The sequence below is a fragment of the Enterobacter sp. HMSC16D10 genome, assembly GCF_001807145.1.
GTDB lineage: Bacteria > Pseudomonadota > Gammaproteobacteria > Enterobacterales > Enterobacteriaceae > Enterobacter > Enterobacter roggenkampii.
In genome coordinates this window covers 1-22,049 of record NZ_KV787915.1, presented here as the reverse complement: position 1 = coordinate 22,049, position 22,049 = coordinate 1, and the positions used below count along the sequence as shown (strand labels likewise).

At 54.4% G+C, this 22,049-nt stretch carries 24 protein-coding genes and 1 other annotated feature; of the genes, 14 read left to right on the top strand and 10 right to left on the bottom strand.

The features are described 5' to 3' along the window. Positions 1-115 precede the first annotated feature (115 nt). Positions 116-709, top strand: coding sequence for a nucleotide exchange factor GrpE (gene grpE, locus HMPREF3143_RS22295; protein ID WP_008502499.1), 594 nt, complete (start codon positions 116-118; stop codon positions 707-709). A gap of 52 nt (positions 710-761) precedes the next feature. On the opposite strand, the gene HMPREF3143_RS22290 is transcribed toward grpE, so the two are convergent. Further along, positions 762-2,048 carry an HlyC/CorC family transporter gene (locus tag HMPREF3143_RS22290; protein ID WP_025759264.1) on the bottom strand — a complete coding sequence of 429 codons (1,287 nt, stop codon included), beginning with the start codon at positions 2,046-2,048 and terminating at the stop codon, positions 762-764. 18 nt (positions 2,049-2,066) lie between these two features. After that, complete coding sequence (locus tag HMPREF3143_RS22285; protein ID WP_032623031.1) at positions 2,067-2,858, bottom strand: cytochrome C assembly family protein; 792 nt, start codon at positions 2,856-2,858, stop codon at positions 2,067-2,069. Positions 2,859-3,024: 166 nt separating this feature from the next. Here HMPREF3143_RS22285 and ffh point away from each other — a divergent pair, with 166 nt between their 5' ends. From ffh to HMPREF3143_RS22250, 7 genes are all read left to right on the top strand, one after another. Continuing rightward, a complete protein-coding gene (gene ffh / locus HMPREF3143_RS22280) occupies positions 3,025-4,386 on the top strand; it encodes a signal recognition particle protein (RefSeq protein WP_014884878.1) in 1,362 nt (453 codons plus the stop codon). A 116-nt stretch (positions 4,387-4,502) separates the two neighbouring features. Beyond that, positions 4,503-4,751: a 30S ribosomal protein S16 gene (rpsP, locus tag HMPREF3143_RS22275; protein WP_003863133.1), complete on the top strand. Its 249-nt coding sequence runs from the start codon at positions 4,503-4,505 to the stop codon at positions 4,749-4,751. Positions 4,752-4,766: 15 nt separating this feature from the next. Next, the gene (gene rimM / locus HMPREF3143_RS22270; RefSeq protein WP_021241995.1) at positions 4,767-5,306 is read left to right on the top strand and encodes a ribosome maturation factor RimM; all 540 of its coding nucleotides are present in this window, start codon (positions 4,767-4,769) and stop codon (positions 5,304-5,306) included. Positions 5,307-5,337: 31 nt separating this feature from the next. Next, a complete protein-coding gene (gene trmD / locus HMPREF3143_RS22265) occupies positions 5,338-6,105 on the top strand; it encodes a tRNA (guanosine(37)-N1)-methyltransferase TrmD (protein WP_008502493.1) in 768 nt (255 codons plus the stop codon). Between the two features lie 43 nt (positions 6,106-6,148). Then, the gene (rplS, locus tag HMPREF3143_RS22260; RefSeq protein ID WP_002914145.1) at positions 6,149-6,496 is read left to right on the top strand and encodes a 50S ribosomal protein L19; all 348 of its coding nucleotides are present in this window, start codon (positions 6,149-6,151) and stop codon (positions 6,494-6,496) included. 132 nt (positions 6,497-6,628) lie between these two features. Next, on the top strand, positions 6,629-7,033 hold the full coding sequence (locus HMPREF3143_RS22255) for a DUF2946 domain-containing protein (protein WP_008502480.1): 405 nt from the start codon (positions 6,629-6,631) through the stop codon (positions 7,031-7,033). Positions 7,034-7,070: 37 nt separating this feature from the next. Next, positions 7,071-8,441 (top strand): PepSY-associated TM helix domain-containing protein, encoded by a 1,371-nt coding sequence (locus HMPREF3143_RS22250; protein ID WP_070534302.1) that lies wholly within the window; start codon positions 7,071-7,073, stop codon positions 8,439-8,441. 2 nt (positions 8,442-8,443) lie between these two features. Here the strand turns inward: HMPREF3143_RS22250 and HMPREF3143_RS22245 are convergent, their stop codons facing one another. From HMPREF3143_RS22245 to HMPREF3143_RS22230, 4 genes are all read right to left on the bottom strand, one after another. Beyond that, complete coding sequence (locus HMPREF3143_RS22245; RefSeq protein WP_044597778.1) at positions 8,444-8,929, bottom strand: OmpA family protein; 486 nt, start codon at positions 8,927-8,929, stop codon at positions 8,444-8,446. Between the two features lie 12 nt (positions 8,930-8,941). Next, the gene (gene dgcN / locus HMPREF3143_RS22240) at positions 8,942-10,162 is read right to left on the bottom strand and encodes a diguanylate cyclase DgcN/YfiN (protein ID WP_021241998.1); all 1,221 of its coding nucleotides are present in this window, start codon (positions 10,160-10,162) and stop codon (positions 8,942-8,944) included. Beyond that, positions 10,155-10,643, bottom strand: coding sequence for a regulatory sequestration protein YfiR (locus HMPREF3143_RS22235; protein ID WP_023294343.1), 489 nt, complete (start codon positions 10,641-10,643; stop codon positions 10,155-10,157). The genes dgcN and HMPREF3143_RS22235 overlap by 8 nt, the downstream gene beginning before the upstream one ends. 201 nt (positions 10,644-10,844) lie before the next feature. Next, positions 10,845-11,219, bottom strand: coding sequence for a DUF2799 domain-containing protein (locus HMPREF3143_RS22230; RefSeq protein WP_008502475.1), 375 nt, complete (start codon positions 11,217-11,219; stop codon positions 10,845-10,847). 214 nt (positions 11,220-11,433) lie between these two features. Here HMPREF3143_RS22230 and aroF point away from each other — a divergent pair, with 214 nt between their 5' ends. Genes aroF through HMPREF3143_RS22215 form a run of 3 tightly spaced genes read left to right on the top strand, consistent with a single transcriptional unit; the run spans position 11,434 to position 14,569 of the window. Continuing rightward, a complete protein-coding gene (gene aroF, locus HMPREF3143_RS22225; protein ID WP_070534301.1) occupies positions 11,434-12,504 on the top strand; it encodes a 3-deoxy-7-phosphoheptulonate synthase AroF in 1,071 nt (356 codons plus the stop codon). Between the two features lie 10 nt (positions 12,505-12,514). Then, positions 12,515-13,636 carry a bifunctional chorismate mutase/prephenate dehydrogenase gene (gene tyrA, locus HMPREF3143_RS22220; RefSeq protein ID WP_070534300.1) on the top strand — a complete coding sequence of 374 codons (1,122 nt, stop codon included), beginning with the start codon at positions 12,515-12,517 and terminating at the stop codon, positions 13,634-13,636. Between the two features lie 60 nt (positions 13,637-13,696). Continuing rightward, complete coding sequence (locus HMPREF3143_RS22215) at positions 13,697-14,569, top strand: SMP-30/gluconolactonase/LRE family protein (protein ID WP_008502472.1); 873 nt, start codon at positions 13,697-13,699, stop codon at positions 14,567-14,569. Here HMPREF3143_RS22215 and pheA read toward each other — a convergent pair. The 4 genes from pheA to bamD all read right to left on the bottom strand — a co-directional run bounded on the left by pheA (position 14,566) and on the right by bamD (position 17,333). Beyond that, positions 14,566-15,726: a bifunctional chorismate mutase/prephenate dehydratase gene (pheA, locus tag HMPREF3143_RS22210; RefSeq protein WP_021242003.1), complete on the bottom strand. Its 1,161-nt coding sequence runs from the start codon at positions 15,724-15,726 to the stop codon at positions 14,566-14,568. The genes HMPREF3143_RS22215 and pheA overlap by 4 nt on opposite strands. A 30-nt stretch (positions 15,727-15,756) precedes the next feature. Then, positions 15,757-15,882 (bottom strand) — a sequence feature (Phe leader region). Continuing rightward, entirely contained in the window at positions 15,834-15,881 is a 48-nt protein-coding gene (gene pheL / locus HMPREF3143_RS25845) for a pheA operon leader peptide PheL (protein ID WP_100249759.1), read from the bottom strand. It overlaps the preceding feature by 48 nt. A 103-nt stretch (positions 15,883-15,985) precedes the next feature. Further along, positions 15,986-16,327, bottom strand: coding sequence for a ribosome-associated translation inhibitor RaiA (gene raiA, locus HMPREF3143_RS22205; protein ID WP_003863162.1), 342 nt, complete (start codon positions 16,325-16,327; stop codon positions 15,986-15,988). Between the two features lie 268 nt (positions 16,328-16,595). Then, positions 16,596-17,333, bottom strand: coding sequence for an outer membrane protein assembly factor BamD (gene bamD, locus HMPREF3143_RS22200; RefSeq protein WP_008502469.1), 738 nt, complete (start codon positions 17,331-17,333; stop codon positions 16,596-16,598). Between the two features lie 131 nt (positions 17,334-17,464). Here bamD and rluD point away from each other — a divergent pair, with 131 nt between their 5' ends. The 3 genes from rluD to clpB all read left to right on the top strand — a co-directional run bounded on the left by rluD (position 17,465) and on the right by clpB (position 21,876). Next, complete coding sequence (gene rluD, locus HMPREF3143_RS22195; RefSeq protein ID WP_008502468.1) at positions 17,465-18,445, top strand: 23S rRNA pseudouridine(1911/1915/1917) synthase RluD; 981 nt, start codon at positions 17,465-17,467, stop codon at positions 18,443-18,445. After that, the gene (gene yfiH / locus HMPREF3143_RS22190; RefSeq protein WP_063418439.1) at positions 18,442-19,173 is read left to right on the top strand and encodes a purine nucleoside phosphorylase YfiH; all 732 of its coding nucleotides are present in this window, start codon (positions 18,442-18,444) and stop codon (positions 19,171-19,173) included. The genes rluD and yfiH overlap by 4 nt, the downstream gene beginning before the upstream one ends. A gap of 129 nt (positions 19,174-19,302) precedes the next feature. Beyond that, the gene (clpB, locus tag HMPREF3143_RS22185) at positions 19,303-21,876 is read left to right on the top strand and encodes an ATP-dependent chaperone ClpB (RefSeq protein WP_008502466.1); all 2,574 of its coding nucleotides are present in this window, start codon (positions 19,303-19,305) and stop codon (positions 21,874-21,876) included. Positions 21,877-22,049: the final 173 nt, after the last annotated feature.

The following is a 22,049-nucleotide window of genomic DNA, read 5'->3' as shown; positions in this document are numbered from 1 at the left end:
AGGTCCTTGTGCCTGATGAATGATGACAATCTGTCTTGTTCCCTTGAATCCCGGAAACTGATCCCCATAATAAGCGAAGTTAGCGAGATGAATGCAGAAAAACGCGGAGAAATTCATGAGTAGTAAAGAACAGAAAACGCCTGAGGGGCAAGCCCCTGAAGAAATTATCACGGAACAGCACGATGAAGTTGAGGCTGTAGAGCCAGACGCATCTGCTGAGCAGGTGGACCCGCGCGATGAAAAAATTGCGAATCTGGAAGCCCAGCTGGTAGAAGCACAGAATCGCGAACGCGACAGTGTTCTGCGCATCAAGGCGGAAATGGAAAACCTGCGTCGTCGTACCGAGCAGGACGTTGAGAAGGCGCATAAATTTGCGCTGGAGAAATTCGTCAACGAACTGCTGCCGGTGATCGATAGCCTCGATCGTGCGCTGGAAGTGGCTGACAAAGCGAATCCGGACAACGCCGCAATGATCGAAGGTATCGAACTGACGCTGAAATCCATGCTCGACGTAGTGCGTAAGTTTGGCGTGGAAGTGATTGCCGATACCGACGTTCCGCTGGATCCAAACGTTCACCAGGCGATTGCGATGGTTGAATCTGAAGAGATTGAAGCCGGTAAAGTGCTGGGCGTGATGCAGAAAGGCTATACCCTGAACGGCCGTACCATCCGCGCTGCGATGGTGACCGTGGCGAAAGCGAAAGCGTAATTCGCTATCCGTAGTGCCGGGTAGCGGCGTTCGCCATACCCGGCCTACAACCTTACTCCGCGATACTTTCGCGCAGGGGTTTAACGGGCAGGACTTTCACCTGCTTGATCATATTGTCCTGCACGTCCAGGATATCAATATCGTACTGCTCGATGCGCACCCGCGTGCCCGCCGCCGGGATCTCTTCCAGCGCTTCCAGAATCATCCCGTTAATGGTGCGAGCCTCATCTTCCGGCAAATGCCAGTTAAAGGCTTTGTTGAGTTCACGAATGTTCGCGCTTCCGTCAATCAGCACCGAGCCGTCGTTTTGCGGGGTGACCTCTTCCGCGAGGGAAGGCGACATTGAGGTGGTAAAGTCCCCGACAATCTCTTCCAGAATATCTTCGACCGTTACCAGGCCCTGGATATCGCCGTACTCGTTGACCACCAGGCCGACCTTCTTCTTGTTGCGCTGGAATTTCACCAGCTGCGTGCTGAGCGGCGTTCCTTCCGGCACGTAATAAATTTCGTCGGCGGCGCGCAGCATCACCTCTTTGGTGAACTCTTTTTTCTCGGTCATCAGACGGTAGGCTTCGCGCACGCGCAGCATGCTGATGGCGTCATCCAGCGAGTCGCGGTACAGCACAATGCGCCCGTGCGGGGAGTGCGTCAGCTGGCGGACGATGGCTTTCCAGTCGTCATTGATGTCGATACCGACGATTTCGTTACGCGGCACCATGATGTCGTTCACGCTCACCTTTTCCAGATCGAGCACCGACAGGAGCATGTCCTGATTGCGCCGGGAGATCTGCGAGCGTGATTCATTCACGATAGTGCGCAGCTCCTCTTTGCTGAGCGCGCTGCTGATGGTGACGTCGGCTTTGATTCCCACCATCCGCATCAGGACGCGCGTCACCATGTTCAGCAGCCAGACCAGCGGCATCATCAGGATCTGCAGCGGTGCCAGCAGGAAGCTGCTCGGATAGGCGACCTTTTCAGGGTAAAGCGCGGCGATGGTTTTTGGCAGCACTTCGGCAAACACCAGCACCACGAACGTCAGCACGCCGGTGGCAATTGCGACCCCGGCGTTGCCGTACAGGCGCATCCCGACGATGGTGCCGAGCGCAGAGGCCAGAATGTTGACGAGGTTGTTGCCGATGAGCACCAGGCTAATCAGGCGATCCGGCTTGCGGAGCAGTTTTTCAACGCGACGGGCGGCGCGGTTACCCTGTTTAGCACGATGACGTAACCGGTAGCGGTTCAGGGTCATCATGCCGGTTTCCGAGCCGGAGAAATAGGCGGAGATGACCACCATGACGATCAGGATAACGATCAGCGTGGTGGTTGAGATGTGTTCCAGGGGGAACTCCTTTGTTTCTTAGCCAGCAAATTGCTGTATGAAGCGGCTGCCAAAATAGGCAAGGGTGAGAATGCCCGCACCCGCGACGTTGAACCAGACCACGCGACGACCGCGCCAGCCTTCATGATAATGGCCCCATAACAGGACAATATAGACAAACCACGCGATGATGGAGAGCACCGCTTTATCGATATTCTCCACGCTGAACAGGTTCTTCATGTAAAACAGCCCCGTGCAGAGCGTGAGCGTCAGCAGCACCACGCCCACCTGGGTGATGTGGAACATCTTACGCTCAATGACCATCAGTGGCGGCATTTCATGGTTAAACGCCAGCTTTTTGTTTTTCAGCTGGTAGTCAATCCAGGCGAGCTGCATGGCGTAAAGCGCGGCGATGATCAGCGTCGCGTAGGCAAAGAGCGACAGGCCGATATGCACCAGCATCCCCGGCGTCGCCTCCAGATGCGTAATGAACTCATTAGGCATAAAGGTGGCGAGGGCCAGATTGATCAGCGCGAAGGTGTAGACAATCGGCAGCAGCAGCCAGCCGCGATTTTTAGACGCGACGATGGTCATTACCGTACAGATCATCAGGCTGACCAGCGAGCCGACGTTCAGCACGCTCAGGTTTTGCACGCTGCCGTCGCCGGGGATAATGCGTGATTCCAGCGCAAAGGCGTGGCTAATCAGTGCGATCACCGCCGAAAGAATAGCCATGCGCCGCCAGCCGCTGTTTTTTTGCAGCAGTCCGGGAATAATCAGCGCGAGGCTGACAGAGTAGGCAACAAGGGCGATCAGTGCGAAAACAGGCATATAGGCATCGACAGTTGTCTTAATAAGAAAGAGAAGCAGTATAACGTTACGTGACGCCTGCTCCAACCGTTGCATAACAACAAAGGCGCCTTCATGTTATACTCCGGCAAAATTCTGTGTATGTGTCGCTCATGGCGGCCCAACGTTTCTACTCAGGCGAGAGACAATGTTTGATAATTTAACCGATCGTTTGTCGCGCACGCTGCGCAACATCAGCGGCCGCGGACGCCTTACTGAAGAGAACATCAAGGAAACGCTGCGCGAAGTGCGCATGGCGCTGCTGGAAGCAGACGTCGCGTTGCCGGTTGTTCGTGATTTTATCAACCGCGTGAAAGAGAAGGCGGTTGGTCATGAAGTTAACAAGAGCCTGACCCCGGGTCAGGAGTTCGTCAAAATCGTTCGTAACGAACTGGTTTCGGCGATGGGCGAAGAGAACCAGGTGCTTAACCTGGCCGCTCAGCCACCGGCCGTGGTGCTGATGGCGGGCCTGCAGGGTGCGGGTAAAACCACCAGCGTCGGTAAGCTGGGTAAGTTCCTGCGCGAAAAGCACAAGAAGAAAGTGCTTGTGGTCTCTGCGGACGTCTATCGCCCGGCGGCGATCAAGCAGCTGGAAACCCTGGCAGAGCAGGTTGGCGTGGATTTCTTCCCGTCCGACGTGGCGCAGAAGCCTGTCGACATCGTTAACGCCGCGCTGAAAGAGGCGAAGCTGAAATTCTACGACGTGCTGCTGGTGGATACCGCCGGTCGTCTGCATGTTGACGAAGCGATGATGGACGAGATCAAGCAGGTGCATGCCTCTATCAACCCGGTAGAGACCCTGTTTGTCGTCGACGCCATGACCGGTCAGGATGCGGCGAATACCGCGAAAGCGTTTAACGAAGCGCTGCCGTTAACCGGCGTGGTGCTGACCAAAGTGGACGGTGACGCCCGCGGCGGTGCGGCCCTCTCCATTCGTCACATCACCGGTAAGCCGATCAAATTCCTCGGCGTGGGCGAGAAAACTGAAGCGCTGGAGCCGTTCCACCCGGATCGTATTGCCTCCCGTATCCTCGGCATGGGCGACGTGCTGTCGCTGATCGAAGATATCGAGAGCAAGGTTGACCGCGCGCAGGCCGAGAAGCTGGCCAGCAAGCTGAAAAAAGGGGACGGTTTCGATCTCACCGACTTCCTTGAGCAGCTGCGTCAGATGAAAAACATGGGCGGCATGGCCAGCCTGATGGGCAAACTGCCGGGCATGGGCCAGATCCCAGACAACGTGAAAGCGCAGATGGATGACAAGGTGCTGGTGCGTATGGAGGCGATCATCAACTCGATGACGCTGAAAGAGCGCGCTAACCCGGACATCATCAAAGGTTCCCGTAAACGCCGTATCGCAGCCGGTTGCGGCATGCAGGTGCAGGACGTTAACCGCCTTCTGAAACAGTTCGACGACATGCAGCGCATGATGAAGAAAATGAAGAAAGGCGGCATGGCGAAGATGATGCGCGGCATGAAAGGGATGATGCCTCCCGGTTTTCCAGGGCGTTAATCGCTTTTGAGATTGCTTTTTGCCCGAAAATGAGTAAAATTTTCGGGCTTTTAATATGACACCCGGGCTCCGTTCCTCGATGGGGCCCGGTTGTTTTATTCACACAAGAGGATGTTATGGTAACTATTCGTTTAGCACGTCACGGCGCTAAAAAGCGTCCGTTCTACCAGGTTGTTGTGACTGACAGCCGTAATGCACGCAACGGTCGCTTCATTGAGCGCGTTGGTTTCTTCAACCCACTGGCCGCTGGCGCAGAAGAAGAAACTCGTCTGGATCTGGATCGTATCGCTCACTGGGTTGGCCAGGGCGCTACTGTTTCCGATCGCGTTGCTACGCTGATCAAAGCAGCAAACAAAGCAGCTTAATCTGTCACGGTGGTCATGATGAGCAATAAAGCACCTGTTGAACCGATCGTATTGGGAAAAATGGGTTCTTGCTACGGTATCCGTGGTTGGCTCAGAGTGTTTTCCTCCACTGAAGACGCTGATAGCATTTTTAATTACCAGCCCTGGTTTATCCAGAAAGGCGGTAAGTGGGAAGAGGTCGAGCTGGAAAGCTGGCGTCACCACAATCAGGACATCATCATCAAGCTGAAAGGCGTTGACGATCGTGATGCCGCGAATGCGCTGACTAATTGTGAAATTGTCGTGGATTCGTCGCAGTTGCCACAGCTGGAAGAGGGCGACTACTACTGGAAAGACCTTATGGGTTGCCAGGTAGTCACTACTGAAGGCTACAGCCTGGGGAAAGTCATCGATATGATGGAAACCGGGTCAAATGACGTTCTCGTCATTAAGGCAAACCTGAAAGATGCATTTGGCATCAAGGAGCGGTTGGTCCCGTTCCTCGATGGACAGGTTATCAAGAAAGTCGATCTCACTACTCAAACCATTGAAGTAGATTGGGATCCTGGTTTTTAAATTCTCCGGATAAACGGTAAAAGACGGCGCTATGTGGATTGGCATAATTAGCCTGTTTCCTGAAATGTTCCGCGCGATTACCGATTACGGGGTAACTGGCCGGGCAGTAAAGAATGGCCTGCTGAGCATCCAGAGCTGGAGTCCGCGTGACTTTACTCATGACCGGCACCGTACCGTGGACGATCGTCCTTACGGCGGCGGACCGGGGATGCTAATGATGGTGCAACCCTTACGGGACGCCATTCACACAGCAAAAGCCGCGGCAGGTGAAGGCGCAAAGGTGATTTATCTGTCACCTCAGGGACGCAAGCTTGATCAAGCGGGCGTCAGCGAACTGGCGACGAATCAAAAGCTGATTCTGGTCTGTGGTCGCTACGAAGGGATAGATGAGCGCGTAATTCAAACCGAGATTGACGAAGAATGGTCTATCGGCGATTACGTTCTCAGCGGTGGTGAGTTACCCGCAATGACGCTGATTGACTCCGTCGCCCGGTTCATTCCGGGAGTACTGGGCCATGAAGCTTCGGCAACGGAAGATTCCTTTGCCGATGGGTTGCTGGACTGTCCACACTATACCCGTCCTGAAGTGTTAGAAGGGATGGAGGTCCCGGCAGTGTTACTGTCAGGAAACCATGCCGAGATACGTCGCTGGCGTTTGAAGCAGTCGCTGGGCCGAACCTGGCTTAGAAGACCTGAACTTCTGGAAAACCTGGCTCTGACTGAAGAGCAAGCAAAGTTGCTGGCCGAGTTCAAAACTGAACACGCGCAACAGCAGCATGAACATGATGGGAATGCGTAATACGCTCCCGAATATCAGTTTACCCAGGATAAGAGATTAAATTATGAGCAACATTATTAAGCAACTTGAACAAGAGCAGATGAAGCAGGACGTACCTTCCTTCCGTCCAGGTGACACCGTGGAAGTGAAAGTATGGGTTGTTGAAGGTTCCAAAAAACGTCTGCAGGCATTCGAGGGCGTGGTTATCGCTATTCGTAACCGCGGTCTGCACTCTGCATTCACTGTTCGTAAAATTTCCAACGGCGAAGGCGTTGAGCGTGTCTTCCAGACTCACTCTCCGGTAGTTGACAGCATTGCTGTTAAACGTCGTGGTGCTGTACGTAAAGCTAAACTGTACTACCTGCGTGAGCGTACTGGTAAGTCTGCTCGTATTAAAGAGCGTCTGAACTAAGATTCGCTTAAGCGACATCCTGTTAGAAAGGGCTGGCCGAAAGGCCGGCCCTTTTTTTATTCCATCGCACCTCTCGCGTTAACCCTTTCGTCATAAATCATTTACAATGCTTGCCTCTTGAATGGAGGGGAAGTGGATAACGTACTGCATCAGCATAGTTGGAAACGCGCAGCGGCATTGACCGCGCTGTTCGCGATCCTGCTGATCGTGGTAGCACCCCTTATCTCCGTCTCATTGCAGAAAGATCCCATGAGCGCCATGCCGGGCATGCATCATGACATGAGCATGATGTCGATGGACGAGCATCACGGCGATATGCCGCACACGATGCCCGTCGACCATGCGGAAGCGTGCGGCTACTGCGTGCTGTTAGCGCATGTCCCTGGCGTGATGCTGGCGCTCATCGTCCTGCTCAGCGTGGTGCTGCAGAGGCTTCGCGTTAAGCCGCCGCGTCAGGCGGTCAAGCACTGGCACTTTTTCCCCTGGCTTTACCCTGATACCCGCGCGCCGCCGCGGCAGTCTGCTTTTTCCCTTTAAAAAATATCGATAACTTTTTGCCTTAAAAAGGAAAAGTATGACTACCTGCACCTCGCGCGCGGCATGGGGAAACCTGCTGCGTCACCTTCATTTCTACGTTGGGCTGTTTGTCGGCCCGTTTATCTTCTTCGCCGCGCTAACCGGGACGCTGTATGTGGCGACCCCACAGCTGGAAAACGCACTCTACCGGCACGCGCTCCACACGGATTCTATAGGCGAGCCACTGCCTCTGGCGGAACAAATCGCCGTGGCGGAAAAAACCGCTGGATCAGATTTACGTTTGCACGCCGTTCGTCCGGGGCTGGTTGAGGGCGAAACCACCCGCGTGATGTTCGCTGACCCGAAACTTGGGCCATCGGAGAACCGGGCTATCTTTATCGATCCGGTAAGCCTGACGGTGCTGGGAGATCTGACGGTATACGGCACCAGCGGGATTTTACCCCTGCGTCAGACCATTGATTACCTGCATACTTCCCTGATGCTGGGCGACATTGGGCGCCTTTACAGCGAGCTTGCGGCCTCGTGGATGTGGGTCGCTGCGCTGGGCGGTATTGCCCTGTGGTGTTATACCCGGCCCAAACGGCGGATCAACAATCGCTTCCAGAACCGGCGTCGGGTGCACGTGACGCTGGGCTGGAGCCTGCTGGGTGGAATGCTGCTGTTCTCCGCAACCGGCCTGACCTGGTCCCAGTGGGCTGGCGGGAACGTGGATAAGCTGCGTGCAGAGATGAACTGGCTCACCCCGCAGGTGAACACGACGCTATCCGGCCAACATGAGGTCGTGGATGAACATGCCGAACACCGCGGTCATCACGGTGGAATGGTGATGCCGGAAATGGCGATGGATTTGACGCAGTTTGACGGCGTGTTAAGCGCGGCGCGTAACGCGGGTATTGATGCCGGCAAGCTGGAGATCCGCCCGGCGAAAACGAGGGATCGCGCCTGGACCGTGACGGAAATCGATCGCAGCTGGCCGACCCAGGTGGACGCCGTGGCGGTTGATCCTCATACGATGCAGGTTCTGGACAGAACCCGATTCGAGGATTTTCCGCTAATGGCAAAACTGACCCGCTGGGGCGTGGATTTCCATATGGGGATCTTATTCGGCCTCGCAAATCAGCTGCTGCTGGTTGCGTTCGGCCTCGCCCTTTGCGTGCTCATTATCTGGGGATACCGGATGTGGTGGATGCGTCGTCCGGCGCAATCGGCTGTGAGTCCGGTACAGACGCTTTGCCAGAGCTGGCTTGCCTTGTCAGTGTGGGGAAGAGGCGTTACGGTGTTAATCAGCGTACTGTTGGGGCTGGCATTGCCAGTCATGGGCGTGAGTCTGGCGCTGTTTGTTCTGGTGGACTGGCTGCGCTGGCGAGCGGCAACCAGGGTGACGCTCGCCGAATCCTCCGCTAAATAGCCTTATGGCGTGCTGATCACCACTGCGACGCGGCGGTTTTCAGCGCGCCCTTGTGAGGTACTGTTGCTCGCAACCGGATATTTTTGACCTAATCCCCGCGTGGTGAGATTGCTGCGCGGGATATTTGCCCCCTTCGCCCAGGCATCGGCCACGGCGTTGGCGCGTTTTAACGAGAGCGCTTCGTTGTAGCTCTCTTCCCCGTAGTTATCTGTGTGACCGTCCATTCGCGCGTGGGTCAGGCCGGTTTCCGCCAGGCGAGAGGCCATGGACTGGATCTGCGTTTCACTCTCCGATCGCAGCCTGGCGTCATTTTTATCAAACAGGATGGTGTCCGACATCCCAAGCGACCAGTCACCGTTCAGTTCGTTAAAACCGTAAGACTTCATCACCGCAATTTGCTCAGGAGTGAATTTGCCTTCCGGCGGCGACTGGCAGCCTGCCAGAACCAGTGAGGCCAGTACTAAGGGCGCGAAGTAACGTTTTAACATAGTGTATCCTTTCTAACTTATTGTTTTCGTACGCTGGTTTTTAACCTGGTACATGTTGCGGTCAGCCCTCTCCAGTAATGCTTCCACGGAAGTATTTTCCCACGCCAGAGCAAAGCCAATGCTGAGTGACATCGATGCTTTTTGTCCGTTATGAAGATCAAACGGACGAATAAACTGCTGCGAAAGTGCAGCACAAATATGTTGAACCTCAAGCTCAGAGTGCACGCCGTACAGCACCATGGCAAATTCGTCACCGCCAAGACGGTAGGACTGATGACGTTTGTCGCCAAACTCCATCATCCTGCTGGCGACTTCGATCAGCACGCAGTCTCCTGCCGCGTGTCCCCAGGTGTCGTTAATAAACTTAAAATTATCACCGTCGAGGAAGAGCAGGGCCGAGTTTGTTCTGGCTGAAGGGTCATTCATTAATGCCGCAATGCTGTTACGAAACGCCGCGCGGTTGGCAAGACCGGTAAGCGGGTCGTGCATGGCGGTCCGCAACAGCTGGGCATTTTTCGCCTGAAGCTTCAGCTGCCACTCTTCCATTTCATCCAGAAGACTATTGAAGTCTTCGCCAAACTGGTGAAATTCTTCGATACGGCCGTCTTTCACCCGGCGGGAGAAATTTCGGTTCGTGCGCACGTCATGAACGACGTCGGTAATGTTCTGCAGCGCCGTGACCATTCCACGATGCAAAGACTGGGTAATGACGAGCGCGACCACGGCGGCAAAGAGAATGCAGCCGGTCAGTACGGCAAACGACGTCCAGATGAAATGGCTGATCAAACTGTCACGCGCGGTAAGGCGAATTTCGCCGATCGTTAAGCCGTTATGCATGATGGGCTGCGCAACCGGTACGGGGAAAAGCCAGCGGCTGACCAGCGCGCCCAGCGTGTCGTTGTTATCTTCCGGGTTCCAGGACCAGTAGGCGAACCGCTTTTTATGCGCATTAATCACCTCCGCCGCGGCAAACTGCCCCTGTTTGCCCAGGGCGGCAAGCGTTTCGTTGGCCGCCAGCGAGTCGTTGAAAACCAGCGAGGCTTCCAGGCTGTGGCTCATTGTTGCGCCGGTTAATTCGAGATTCTTTTGCGCGTATTGTTTTAACGTCACAACGGAAGCAAAACAGAGCAACAGCCATATTAACGTCATCGTGATAATGACGCTTATCATGCTGTTTCGCCTCAACGTTCTTTTAAACGTCGGACGTGGCGTTGAAGTGAAATCTTTATCCATGCTGCTTATTCCGTGCCAGCATTAATACATCCGGATTGACTCTTACGCCACTGCGCGTCAATGCATCCAGGTTGACGGAGAACCGGACCTGGCCACGATCGATCATCAGGCAAAAGGCACTGCCAATTACACATTCCGGATTTTGCTCTGAGATTAATAGCAATGCTCTGCCCTGATATTGGCTTATTAATTCAAGTTGTTTTGCCGGTGATTCAGACCCGAAATAAATCGCATCGCACGTCGCGGCCAGGGCTTCCCGATCGTTATGTACAATAGCGGGAGTATAGGGTAACTCGTTGTGCCCTTCGTCGCCGCTAAGCGCGTGCGTATAGTGAGAAGTGGCATAGATGCAGAGTTTAGGTTGCCCGGATAGTGACGGCCATCGCGTATAGCTCACAATGCCTGAGACTATCGAGCGTACCGATTTATCCGTTTCCGTGAGCGTGCCTGCCGTCGCTGGGCCCACCATAATGAACAGCATTAACACCAGAGTGAGTCGGAAAAAAGAGATCAAGAATAAATTTCTCACCAGAATCCGCCACATCGCTCTGGAAATAGATGTCCTTAAGAGTTGCGGGCAGAATACCATTGTTTATCAGAGCCGTCATTATGTCAGAAATAGCCTCAGGTCAACCTAAGCTAAATCCTACTGTTGTTTATTTTCCGGTGATTAAAAACAGACTTAATTGAGTCTGCTGGAGCGCATACTTTCATCCATCCCTTTTTGCCATGACGCACGCAGTTTTGCCGCGTTTTCAGCAGTATCGCAACTGGCAGGGAAAGATTTGCCCGCTAATCCCCAGGCGTGAATAAACCCTTCTTCGCAGACTCTCTTCTGACCATCGGCATAGCCGCGAAGATATTCACTACGATCCACGTGGGTGTCGTTAAAACTATCGGCCAGGGTCTGGTTATCTTTAACCGGCAGGCCATTCATGGCGTCTTCTTTACCGGCATCAAACCAGGATGGACTGGTCCAGTCGGGCTGGAAGGTATAAGGATTGATCTGGCAGCCCGTTAAAAACAGCGACAACAGCGTGAGAGCAATTGAACGCATAGCCATTCTCCTTTTTACTTCAGCATAGCCTGGCTTAAGAAAGTATGTCTGTAATTTAAACTTTACGTTTTTGACGGCTGATTTTTGCAATAAATTGGCTACTGTAAAGTAATGTGTACGTATTTTGGATTGAAATGTTTACTTTTTATGGTATCGTGGTTTCACCTCATTGAGGAAAACAACTATCGCAAACGAGCTTTACAGGATCGCCATCATGCAAAAAGACGCGCTGAACAACGTACATATCACTGACGAACAGGTTTTAATTACTCCGGATCAGCTGAAAGCAGAATTTCCGCTGAGCGTCGCGCAGGAGGCTCAGATTGAGCACTCGCGCCAGACCATTTCTGACATCATCGCCGGCCGCGATCCGCGCCTGCTGGTGGTGTGTGGTCCTTGCTCTATTCACGATCCTGAAACCGCCATTGAGTACGCTCGTCGATTTAAAGCATTAGCGGAGGAGGTCAGCGATAGCCTCTACCTGGTGATGCGCGTCTATTTTGAGAAGCCACGTACTACCGTTGGCTGGAAAGGGTTGATTAACGATCCGCACATGGATGGCTCGTTTGATGTGGAAGCAGGCCTGAAGATTGCGCGTCGCCTGCTGGTGGAGCTGGTCAGCATGGGGCTGCCGCTGGCAACCGAAGCGCTGGATCCGAACAGCCCGCAATACCTTGGCGATCTGTTCAGCTGGTCCGCGATTGGCGCGCGTACCACGGAATCGCAAACCCACCGCGAGATGGCGTCTGGCCTGTCGATGCCGGTTGGTTTTAAAAACGGTACCGATGGCAGCCTGGCGACGGCGATCAACGCCATGCGCGCGGCCGCCATGCCGCACCGTTTCGTCGGTATCAACCAGGCGGGCCAGGTCTGCCTTCTGCAAACTCAGGGTAACCCGGACGGGCACGTGATCCTGCGCGGCGGGAAAGCCCCGAACTACAGTCCGGCGGACGTGGCGCAGTGTGAAAAAGAGATGGAGCAGGCGGGACTGCGCCCGGCACTGATGGTAGATTGCAGTCATGGTAATTCGAATAAAGATTACCGTCGTCAGCCTGCGGTTGCGGAATCCGTGGTCGCCCAGATCAAAGATGGCAACCGTTCGATTATCGGTCTAATGATTGAGAGCAATATTCATGAAGGCAATCAATCATCTGAACAACCGCGCAGTGCCATGAAGCACGGCGTCTCCGTGACGGATGCCTGCATCAGCTGGGAAACCACCGATACACTGCTGCGTGAGATCCATAAAGATTTAAGCGGCCAGCTGGCGACGCGTCTGGCTTAAGAGGGTAGTTATGGTTGCTGAATTGACCGCACTGCGCGATCAAATTGATGAAGTGGATAAGGCGCTGCTGGATCTGCTGGCGCGCCGCATGGCGCTGGTTGCCGAAGTCGGTGAGGTGAAAAGCAAATACGGCCTGCCGATTTACGTCCCGGAGCGCGAAGCTTCTATGCTCGCCTCCCGTCGCAAAGAGGCGCAGGCGCTGGGCGTTTCGCCGGACTTGATTGAAGACGTCCTGCGTCGCGTGATGCGGGAATCCTATTCCAGCGAAAACGACAAGGGGTTCAAAACCCTTTGCCCGACCCTGCGGCCGGTGGTGATTGTCGGCGGGGCAGGACAGATGGGGCGTCTGTTTGAAAAAATGCTGACGCTTTCTGGCTATCAGGTGCGCATTCTGGAAAAAGAGGACTGGGCCCAGGCGCCGGAACTCATGGAAGATGCCGGAATGGTTATCGTCAGCGTGCCGATCCACGTGACGGAGCAGATCGTCGGGAAGCTGCCTCCTTTACCGAAAGATTGCATCCTAGTGGATCTGGCCTCCGTCAAAAATGGTCCGCTGCAGGCCATGCTGGCTGCGCATACCGGGCCGGTGCTGGGTCTGCACCCGATGTTTGGTCCGGACAGCGGCAGCCTGGCTAAGCAGGTGGTGGTTTACTGCGACGGTCGTCAGCCTGAAGCCTATCAGTGGTTCCTGGAACAGATTCAGGTATGGGGCGCGCGACTGCACCGCATCAGCGCGGTTGAGCACGACCAGAACATGGCGTTCATTCAGGCGCTGCGCCACTTTGCCACGTTTGCCTACGGCCTGCATCTGGCGGAAGAGAACGTGCAGCTTGAACAGCTGCTGGCGCTCTCTTCACCTATCTATCGTCTGGAACTGGCGATGGTCGGGCGTCTGTTCGCGCAGGATCCGCAGCTGTACGCGGACATTATTATGTCTTCCGAAAACAACCTGGCACTGATCAAGCGCTACTATCAGCGCTTTGGAGAAGCCATTACGCTGCTTGAGCACGGAGACAAGCAGGCGTTTATCGATAGCTTCCGCAAGGTCGAGCACTGGTTTGGCGATTATGCGCAGCGTTTCCAGAATGAGAGCCGGACGTTGTTGCGCCAGGCAAATGACAGTCGCCAGTAATGCGATGATGTATATACTGAAAGCCAGCAATGCTGGCTTTTTTCATTTTGGGGAACTGTCATGGCTGAACCGCAGCTGCTGTTGAATTACACCGGGCATTTGCCTGAATGCCCGACGTGGAGCGCCGAAGAGCAGGCGCTCTACTGGGCCGATATTCTGGAAGGCGAGATCCACCGCTACCATCTGCCGACGGCGGAACACACCGTACTCTCTTTCCACGAGGAGGTGGGGTGTTTCGCGCTGCGTGAGCAGGGTGGTTTTATCGTTGCGATGCGAACGGGTATCTGGCTGACCGATAAACACGGCCTGCTGCGCCGCAAGGTGTGTGATAACCCCTCTAACCCGCAGCTGGCGCGTTTTAACGATGGAGGCACCGACCATCTGGGCCGGTTCTATGCGGGCACGTTCTGGGGGCCGGGAGATTACAACGGCGCCCTGCTGATGCGCATCGACAACGACCTGACGCCGAAGGTGATCCAGTGCGATATCCACGGGCATAACGGCCTGGCGTTTAGCCCGGATAAGCAGTGGATGTTTACCTCAGATACGCCAAACGGTGTGATCTACCGTACCCCGCTTGATGAGCAGGGCGAACCGGGTAAGCGAGAGGTGTTTCGTCAGTTTAAAGAGGGCGAGGGGATACCGGACGGCGCGGCGATGGATGTGGAAGGCTGCTACTGGAGCGCGCTGTTTGACGGCTGGCGCATCGCGCGTTTTTCACCGCAAGGGGAGCAGCTGGAAGAGTACCGCATGCCGGTGCGTTGCCCGACGATGGTTTGCTTTGGCGGCGATGATATGAAAACGCTGTTTATTACCACCACGCGGGAAAATATGGATGCGGAGGAAGTGGCGAAATATCCGCTCTCCGGCGCCATCTTCACCCTGCCGGTGAGCGTGGCAGGGATGAAGAAAAGCCGTTTTATCGAACGTTAGATTGGATCGACCGGGACGACGTTTTCGCTCGGGTAGCAGCCCAGCACCTTCATGGAACGCGTGATCTCGCCCAGCTCGCGCAGGGCTTTCTGCATGGAAGCAGACTCCAGGTTGGCCTGGATATCGAGGTAGAACATCTCTTCCCACGGGTTACCGTGGATTGGGCGTGATTCCAGCCGGGTCATGATCAGATTGTGATTACGCAGCACCAGAAGGGCTTCAACCAGCGCACCGGCCTGTTGGCCGGTGGCCATCAGCAGCGTAGTCTTGGCCGGTACCTGGTCAGACACATTGATTGCCTTGCGGGCCAGCACCACGAAGCGGGTAATATTTTGCGTCTGGTTCGCCAGGTTGCGTTCCAGCACCTGTAAACCATACAGCGCGCCGCCCGCTTCGCTGCCGAGCGCCGCGACGGTGGGAGAGTTCGCCTGGGCGACTTTTTCCATCGCCGCCGAGGTGCTTTCGGTGTACTCAATTTTCCAGTTCGGATAGCGGTTCAGGAACTGGCTGCACTGCTGGAACGGCTGCGGGTGGCTGTAGACCGTTTCGATCGTGTTCAGGTCCGTTGAACCGGAGACCAGCACGCAGTGATCGATAGGGATCGTCAGCTCGCCGACCAGCGACAGGCTGGTGTGCTGCAGCAAGTCGTAGACGTCGTTGATGGCGCCGGAGCTGGTGTTTTCAATCGGCACCACGGCGTAATCCGCCTGGCCGGTCTCGACCTGGTTAAAAATGTCGGCAAACTTCGCGCAGCCGCTTTCAATAAATTCTTCGAAATGGCGAGCGGCATACTGACGTGCGGCCAGGTGAGAATAGGAGCCCTTTGGCCCGAGGAAAGCGATACGCGCAGAGTGCGGATTGGTTTTATTGAGGTGCTGCTGGAGTAGCGCTTGCTGGGTCAGAACGGAGTCTTCGATGATGAGCTGGAACAGCCGGGTAATGTAGTGGGCATCGAGATGATGCGCTTTGCCGAGCTGAATGAGACGTTCCAGCAGATCCCGCTCGCGGTCGATATCACGGACCGGACGATGGGAGTCCAGCTTGGCTTTACCCACTTCAACGGCAAGGGCGCGGCGTTCGGCCAGCAGCGCCAGCAGTTTCTCATCCAGCGCGCTGATTTTTACGCGCAGATCCAGTAACGGGTTTTCCGGTGTCATAGTGTTGCCTGTCTCATCTTATCGTTATCAATAAAAAAGGCCCCCCGGTGTGGGAGGCCTTGTTGTTCGTCTTCGCATTCTTTATCACACGACGAAACGCCTCCCGTTCAGGGGAAGGTAAAAAAGAATGCGAAGAAGAACGGCGTAAGTTTCATAAAGTCATCCTGTGATTGATACCGTTAAAGTACCTGTACTGTTTTCACCCTGTCAATAAAAAACGCGCCCGAAGGCGCGTTGGCGGTACACTCAATTTAAAGGATTACTCTTCTTCAACTTCTTCCGCGAAGCTGGCGTCTTTGACCGACGTTGCGGCGCGACGGGCTTCACCTTTGTGTTGCACTTTATTGAGCTGCCGTTCCAGCTTGTTGATCAAATCGTTAATAGCGGTATACATATCCTCGTGTTTTGCGCTGGCGACCAGATGGCCGTTTGGAGTATTGATAGTTGCGTCAGCGATGAAACCCTGCGGCTCCTTGGACAGGATGATATGTGGATTAATCAAATGTGTTTGCCATTTATCCAGTTTGGCGAGACGGTCTGCGACGTGCTGGCGAATTGCCGGAGTAATTTCCATTTGTTTACTGGTAATGTTCATTGTCATAAATTTTACCTCTTGTCTTTCCGTCTTGGTGATTCCAGCATACCCGACCTAATGTCAAAATGTGTGATTTAGATCACGTTATTTTGTCGGTTTTTGTCAGGGAATCTTTTTTGTGAGGCAGGGCAGGAAGAGGTGAGATTTACCTTGTAGAAGGCAAAAATTGAGGCCATAGTTGACTGGATGTGTTGAGGCTAACGCGCTTCAGCGACGCTCAGAAACGAATAAAAAAACGGCAGCCTTCGGGCTGCCGTTTTGCATTGAGGCAAAATCAGGTGTTGCTGCTGTTCGCGGCGATGATTTTCGCCACTTTTTCAGCCTGAGCGGTCATCTGCATCTGACGGTAAGCATTTTCCATCAGCTTCAGGCCGTCGCGCGTTGCCTGAGTATCCGGGTAATCACGCAGCATACCTTCTACGCGGTTAACCACGGCAACCCATGCGCCACGGCGGGTATAGTAGTCCGCCACGGAGTATTCATATTTCGCCAGACGATCTTTCAGGAACACCAGACGCTTGGTGGCGTCGGTCACGTACTGGCTGTTCGGATAGCCGCGCACCAGTTTAGAGAAGTCATTGAAGGCATCACGCGCATGCTGCGGGTCACGGTCGGAACGATCCACGCCGAAGAAGCCCTGCAGCGCACTGTCATCCAGCGCCATGTTGGTGAGCCCGCGCATGTACATCACATAGTCGATGTTAGGATGAGTCGGGTTCAGACGCATGAAACGATCGATGGTTGCCTGAGCCAGCGGCAGATCGGCATTTTTATAGTATGCGTAGATGAGATCTAACTGTACCTGCTGCGAATACGGACCAAATGGATAGCGATTATCCAACGCTTCCAGTTGCGTTATCGCCTGTTTCCAGTTACCGTCCTGCAACTTTTGTTGTGCAGTCGCATAGATTTCATTCGGCGGATTGTCAGGGACCTGTTCATTTGAACCGGAGCAGCCCACCAAAGCCAGGCTCAACGTGGCCGCTGCCACCAGATATTTCATGCGCGTCATGACGTTTTGACTTTCCTCAAATGTTTGTCCGGGAGAAACTCTGTTCCTGCTCCCGATTAAGACCAGCTACAATAGCACACTATATTAAACGGCAAAGCCGTAAAACCCAACGTTAAACGAAGAAGCAGTTTATGGCACAACGAGTAGAACTCACCGCAACAGTCTCCGAAAATCAGCTCGGTCAACGCTTAGATCAGGCTTTGGCCGAATTGTTCCCTGATTATTCGCGTTCACGCATAAAAGAATGGATCCTTGACCAGCGCGTGATGGTAAACGGCAAGATCTGGGACAAACCAAAAGAGAAGGTGTTAGGTGGGGAAGCTGTCGCCATCAATGCTGAAATCGAAGAGGAAATCCGCTTCGAGCCGCAGGATATCCCACTGGACATCGTCTATGAAGATGATGACATTCTGGTGATCAACAAGCCGCGCGACCTGGTTGTTCATCCGGGCGCGGGAAACCCTGACGGTACGGTACTTAACGCACTTCTCCATTACTATCCGCCGATCGCGGATGTTCCGCGCGCGGGCATCGTGCACCGTCTGGATAAAGACACTACCGGTCTGATGGTGGTGGCGAAGACCGTTCCTGCTCAGACCCGTCTGGTGGAGTCGCTGCAGCTGCGCGAAATCACCCGTGAATATGAAGCGGTAGCCATTGGACATATGACTTCTGGCGGGACGGTGGAAGAGCCCATTAGCCGTCACCCGACCAAGCGTACCCATATGTCGGTGCATCCGATGGGTAAACCGGCGGTGACGCATTACCGCATTATGGAGCACTTCCGTATTCATACGCGCCTGCGTCTGCGTCTGGAGACCGGACGTACCCACCAGATCCGCGTGCATATGGCCCACATTACCCATCCGCTGGTGGGGGATCAGGTCTACGGTGGTCGTCCGCGTCCGCCTAAAGGCGCGTCGGATGAGTTCATCAGCGTATTGCGTAAATTCGATCGTCAGGCGCTGCACGCGACCATGCTGCGTCTTTATCACCCTATCACCGGTATTCAGATGGAGTGGCATGCGCCTATCCCGCAGGATATGGTGGACCTTATTGACGCCATGCGTGCTGATTTCGAAGAACATAAGGATCAAGTGGACTGGTTATGACCAAACTGATTGTCCCGGAGTGGCCATTGCCTGCCGGCGTGGCTGCCTGCAGTTCAACCCGCACTGGCGGTGTGAGCCAGGGCGCGTGGGCGTCGTTGAACCTCGGCGCACACTGTGGCGATAACCTGGAACACGTGGAAGAGAACCGCAGGCGTCTGTTTGCAGCGGGGAACCTGCCGTCGAAACCGGTCTGGCTGGAACAGGTTCATGGCAAGGCGGTGCTGAAGTTGACGGGAGAGCCCTATGCTTCCAAACGCGCTGATGCCTCTTACAGCAATACGCCGGGAACCGTTTGTGCCGTAATGACCGCCGATTGTCTGCCAGTGCTGTTCTGCAACCGTGCAGGCACCGAGGTGGCTGCAGCGCACGCGGGCTGGCGTGGACTGTGTGAAGGCGTGCTGGAAGAAACCGTCGCCTGCTTTAAGGATGAGCCCGCCAATATTATGGCCTGGCTTGGCCCGGCCATTGGTCCTCGCGCTTTTGAAGTGGGGCCGGAGGTTCGCGAAGCCTTTATGGATAAAGATCCGCAAGCGGTGGACGCCTTCCTGCCTTCTGGAGATAAATATCTGGCCGATATTTATCTGCTTGCTCGTCAGCGCCTGAACAGCGTCGGCATAACGCAGATCTTCGGCGGCGATCGCTGTACATTCACCGAAAAGGGTGATTTTTTCTCTTATCGCCGCGACAAGACGACGGGGCGTATGGCAAGTTTCATTTGGCTGATATAACCTAAAGAATCAAGACGATCCGGCACGTGCCGTTTTCTTTTCACATAATTCAGGTCATTAACCTTGAATAATTGAGGGATGACCTCATTTAATCTCCAGTAGCAAATTTGACCTGTTATGGGAGGAGTTATGCGTCTGGATCGTCTTACTAATAAATTCCAGCTTGCTCTCGCCGATGCCCAGTCCCTCGCACTGGGGCACGACAACCAATTTATCGAACCTCTTCATCTAATGAGCGCCTTGCTGAATCAGGAGGGGGGATCGGTACGTCCGTTATTAACGTCCGCTGGCATTAATGCTGGCCAGTTACGCACCGCTATCGATCAGGCGCTGAGCCGTTTACCGCAGGTCGAAGGGACCGGCGGCGACGTTCAGCCGTCGCAGGATCTGGTGCGCGTCCTGAACCTTTGCGACAAGCTGGCGCAAAAACGTGGGGACAATTTTATTTCGTCAGAGCTGTTTGTTCTGGCGGCGCTTGAATCACGCGGTACCTTGACCGACCTGCTGAAATCTGCCGGTGCGACCACCGCCAATGTGACTCAGGCGATTGAGAATATGCGCGGAGGTGAAAGCGTGAACGATCAGGGAGCCGAAGACCAACGTCAGGCTTTGAAGAAATTTACGGTCGATCTGACCGAGCGTGCTGAACAGGGCAAACTTGACCCGGTGATCGGCCGTGATGAAGAAATCCGCCGTACCATTCAGGTACTGCAACGTCGTACCAAGAACAACCCGGTACTGATAGGTGAACCGGGTGTCGGTAAAACAGCCATCGTTGAAGGGCTGGCGCAGCGTATTGTGAACGGTGAAGTGCCGGAAGGCCTGAAAGGCCGCCGCGTACTGGCGCTGGACATGGGCGCGCTGGTGGCCGGTGCGAAATACCGCGGTGAGTTTGAAGAGCGTCTGAAAGGCGTGCTGAACGATCTGGCGAAACAGGAAGGTAACGTCATCCTGTTTATCGACGAGTTGCACACCATGGTCGGTGCCGGTAAGGCAGACGGCGCAATGGATGCCGGGAACATGCTGAAACCTGCACTGGCGCGCGGTGAACTTCACTGCGTCGGTGCCACCACGCTGGATGAGTACCGTCAGTACATTGAGAAAGATGCTGCGCTGGAACGTCGTTTCCAGAAAGTGTTTGTTGCCGAGCCAAGCGTTGAAGATACCATCGCGATCCTGCGTGGTCTGAAAGAGCGCTATGAACTGCACCACCATGTGCAGATCACCGACCCGGCCATCGTTGCGGCGGCGACGCTTTCGCATCGTTATATTGCTGACCGTCAGCTGCCGGATAAAGCCATCGACCTGATTGATGAAGCGGCGTCGAGCATTCGTATGCAGATTGACTCGAAGCCGGAAGAGCTGGATCGACTCGACCGACGCATCATTCAGCTCAAGCTGGAACAGCAGGCGCTGAAAAAAGAGTCTGATGAAGCCAGTAAGAAACGCCTCGATATGCTCAATGAAGAGCTGGACGATAAAGAGCGCCAGTATTCTGAGCTTGAGGAAGAGTGGAAAGCCGAGAAAGCCTCCCTTTCCGGTACGCAGACCATTAAAGCTGAACTCGAACAGGCAAAAATTGCCATTGAGCAGGCGCGACGTGTGGGTGACCTGGCGCGGATGTCAGAGCTGCAGTATGGCAAAATCCCTGAGCTGGAAAAACAGCTTGAGATTGCGACGCAGTCAGAAGGGAAAACGATGCGTCTGTTACGTAATAAAGTGACGGATGCCGAGATTGCGGAAGTGCTTGCCCGCTGGACCGGTATTCCCGTGGCGCGCATGCTGGAAGGTGAGCGTGAAAAACTGCTGCGCATGGAGAACGATCTCCACAATCGTGTGATTGGTCAAAATGAAGCGGTTGAAGCGGTATCGAATGCTATTCGTCGTAGCCGTGCAGGGCTGTCCGATCCGAACCGCCCGATTGGTTCGTTCCTGTTCCTGGGGCCGACCGGTGTCGGTAAAACCGAGCTGTGCAAAGCGCTGGCTAACTTTATGTTCGACAGCGATGATGCGATGGTGCGTATCGACATGTCCGAGTTTATGGAGAAACACTCCGTCTCGCGTCTGGTCGGGGCGCCTCCAGGATATGTGGGTTATGAAGAAGGTGGGTACCTGACAGAAGCGGTGCGTCGTCGTCCTTATTCCGTCATCCTGCTGGATGAGGTGGAAAAAGCGCATCCGGATGTGTTCAACATCCTGCTTCAGGTGCTGGACGATGGTCGTCTGACCGACGGGCAGGGGAGAACGGTCGACTTCCGTAATACGGTTGTCATTATGACGTCGAACCTGGGTTCCGATTTGATTCAGGAACGTTTCGGTGAACTGGACTACAGCCACATGAAGGATCTGGTGCTGGGTGTGGTAAGCCATAACTTCCGTCCGGAGTTCATCAACCGTATTGATGAAGTGGTGGTATTCCATCCTCTGGGTGAGAAACACATCGCGTCGATTGCGCAGATTCAGCTGCAGCGTCTGTACAAACGTCTGGAAGAGCGTGGATACGAAATTCACATCTCCGACGATGCGCTGAAACTGCTGAGTAAGAATGGTTACGATCCGGTGTACGGTGCGCGTCCATTGAAACGTGCTATCCAGCAGCAGATCGAAAACCCGCTGGCGCAGCAGATCCTCTCCGGGGAACTGGTTCCTGGTAAAATTATCCGTCTTGAAGCCAACGACGATCGCATTGTGGCAGTGCAGTAAGTCACAAAACGCAAAAACGAGCCGCGTGCGGCTCGTTTTTGTTTAAAAACCAGGCGAAAATTGAGATCTGGAGTGAGGTTTGCCTGGAAAGTGAGCAGTCAGTAAATAATTTTCACTTTATCCTTGCAGGTTCGGAATTACTCCCTATAATGCGCCTCCACTGACACGGAACA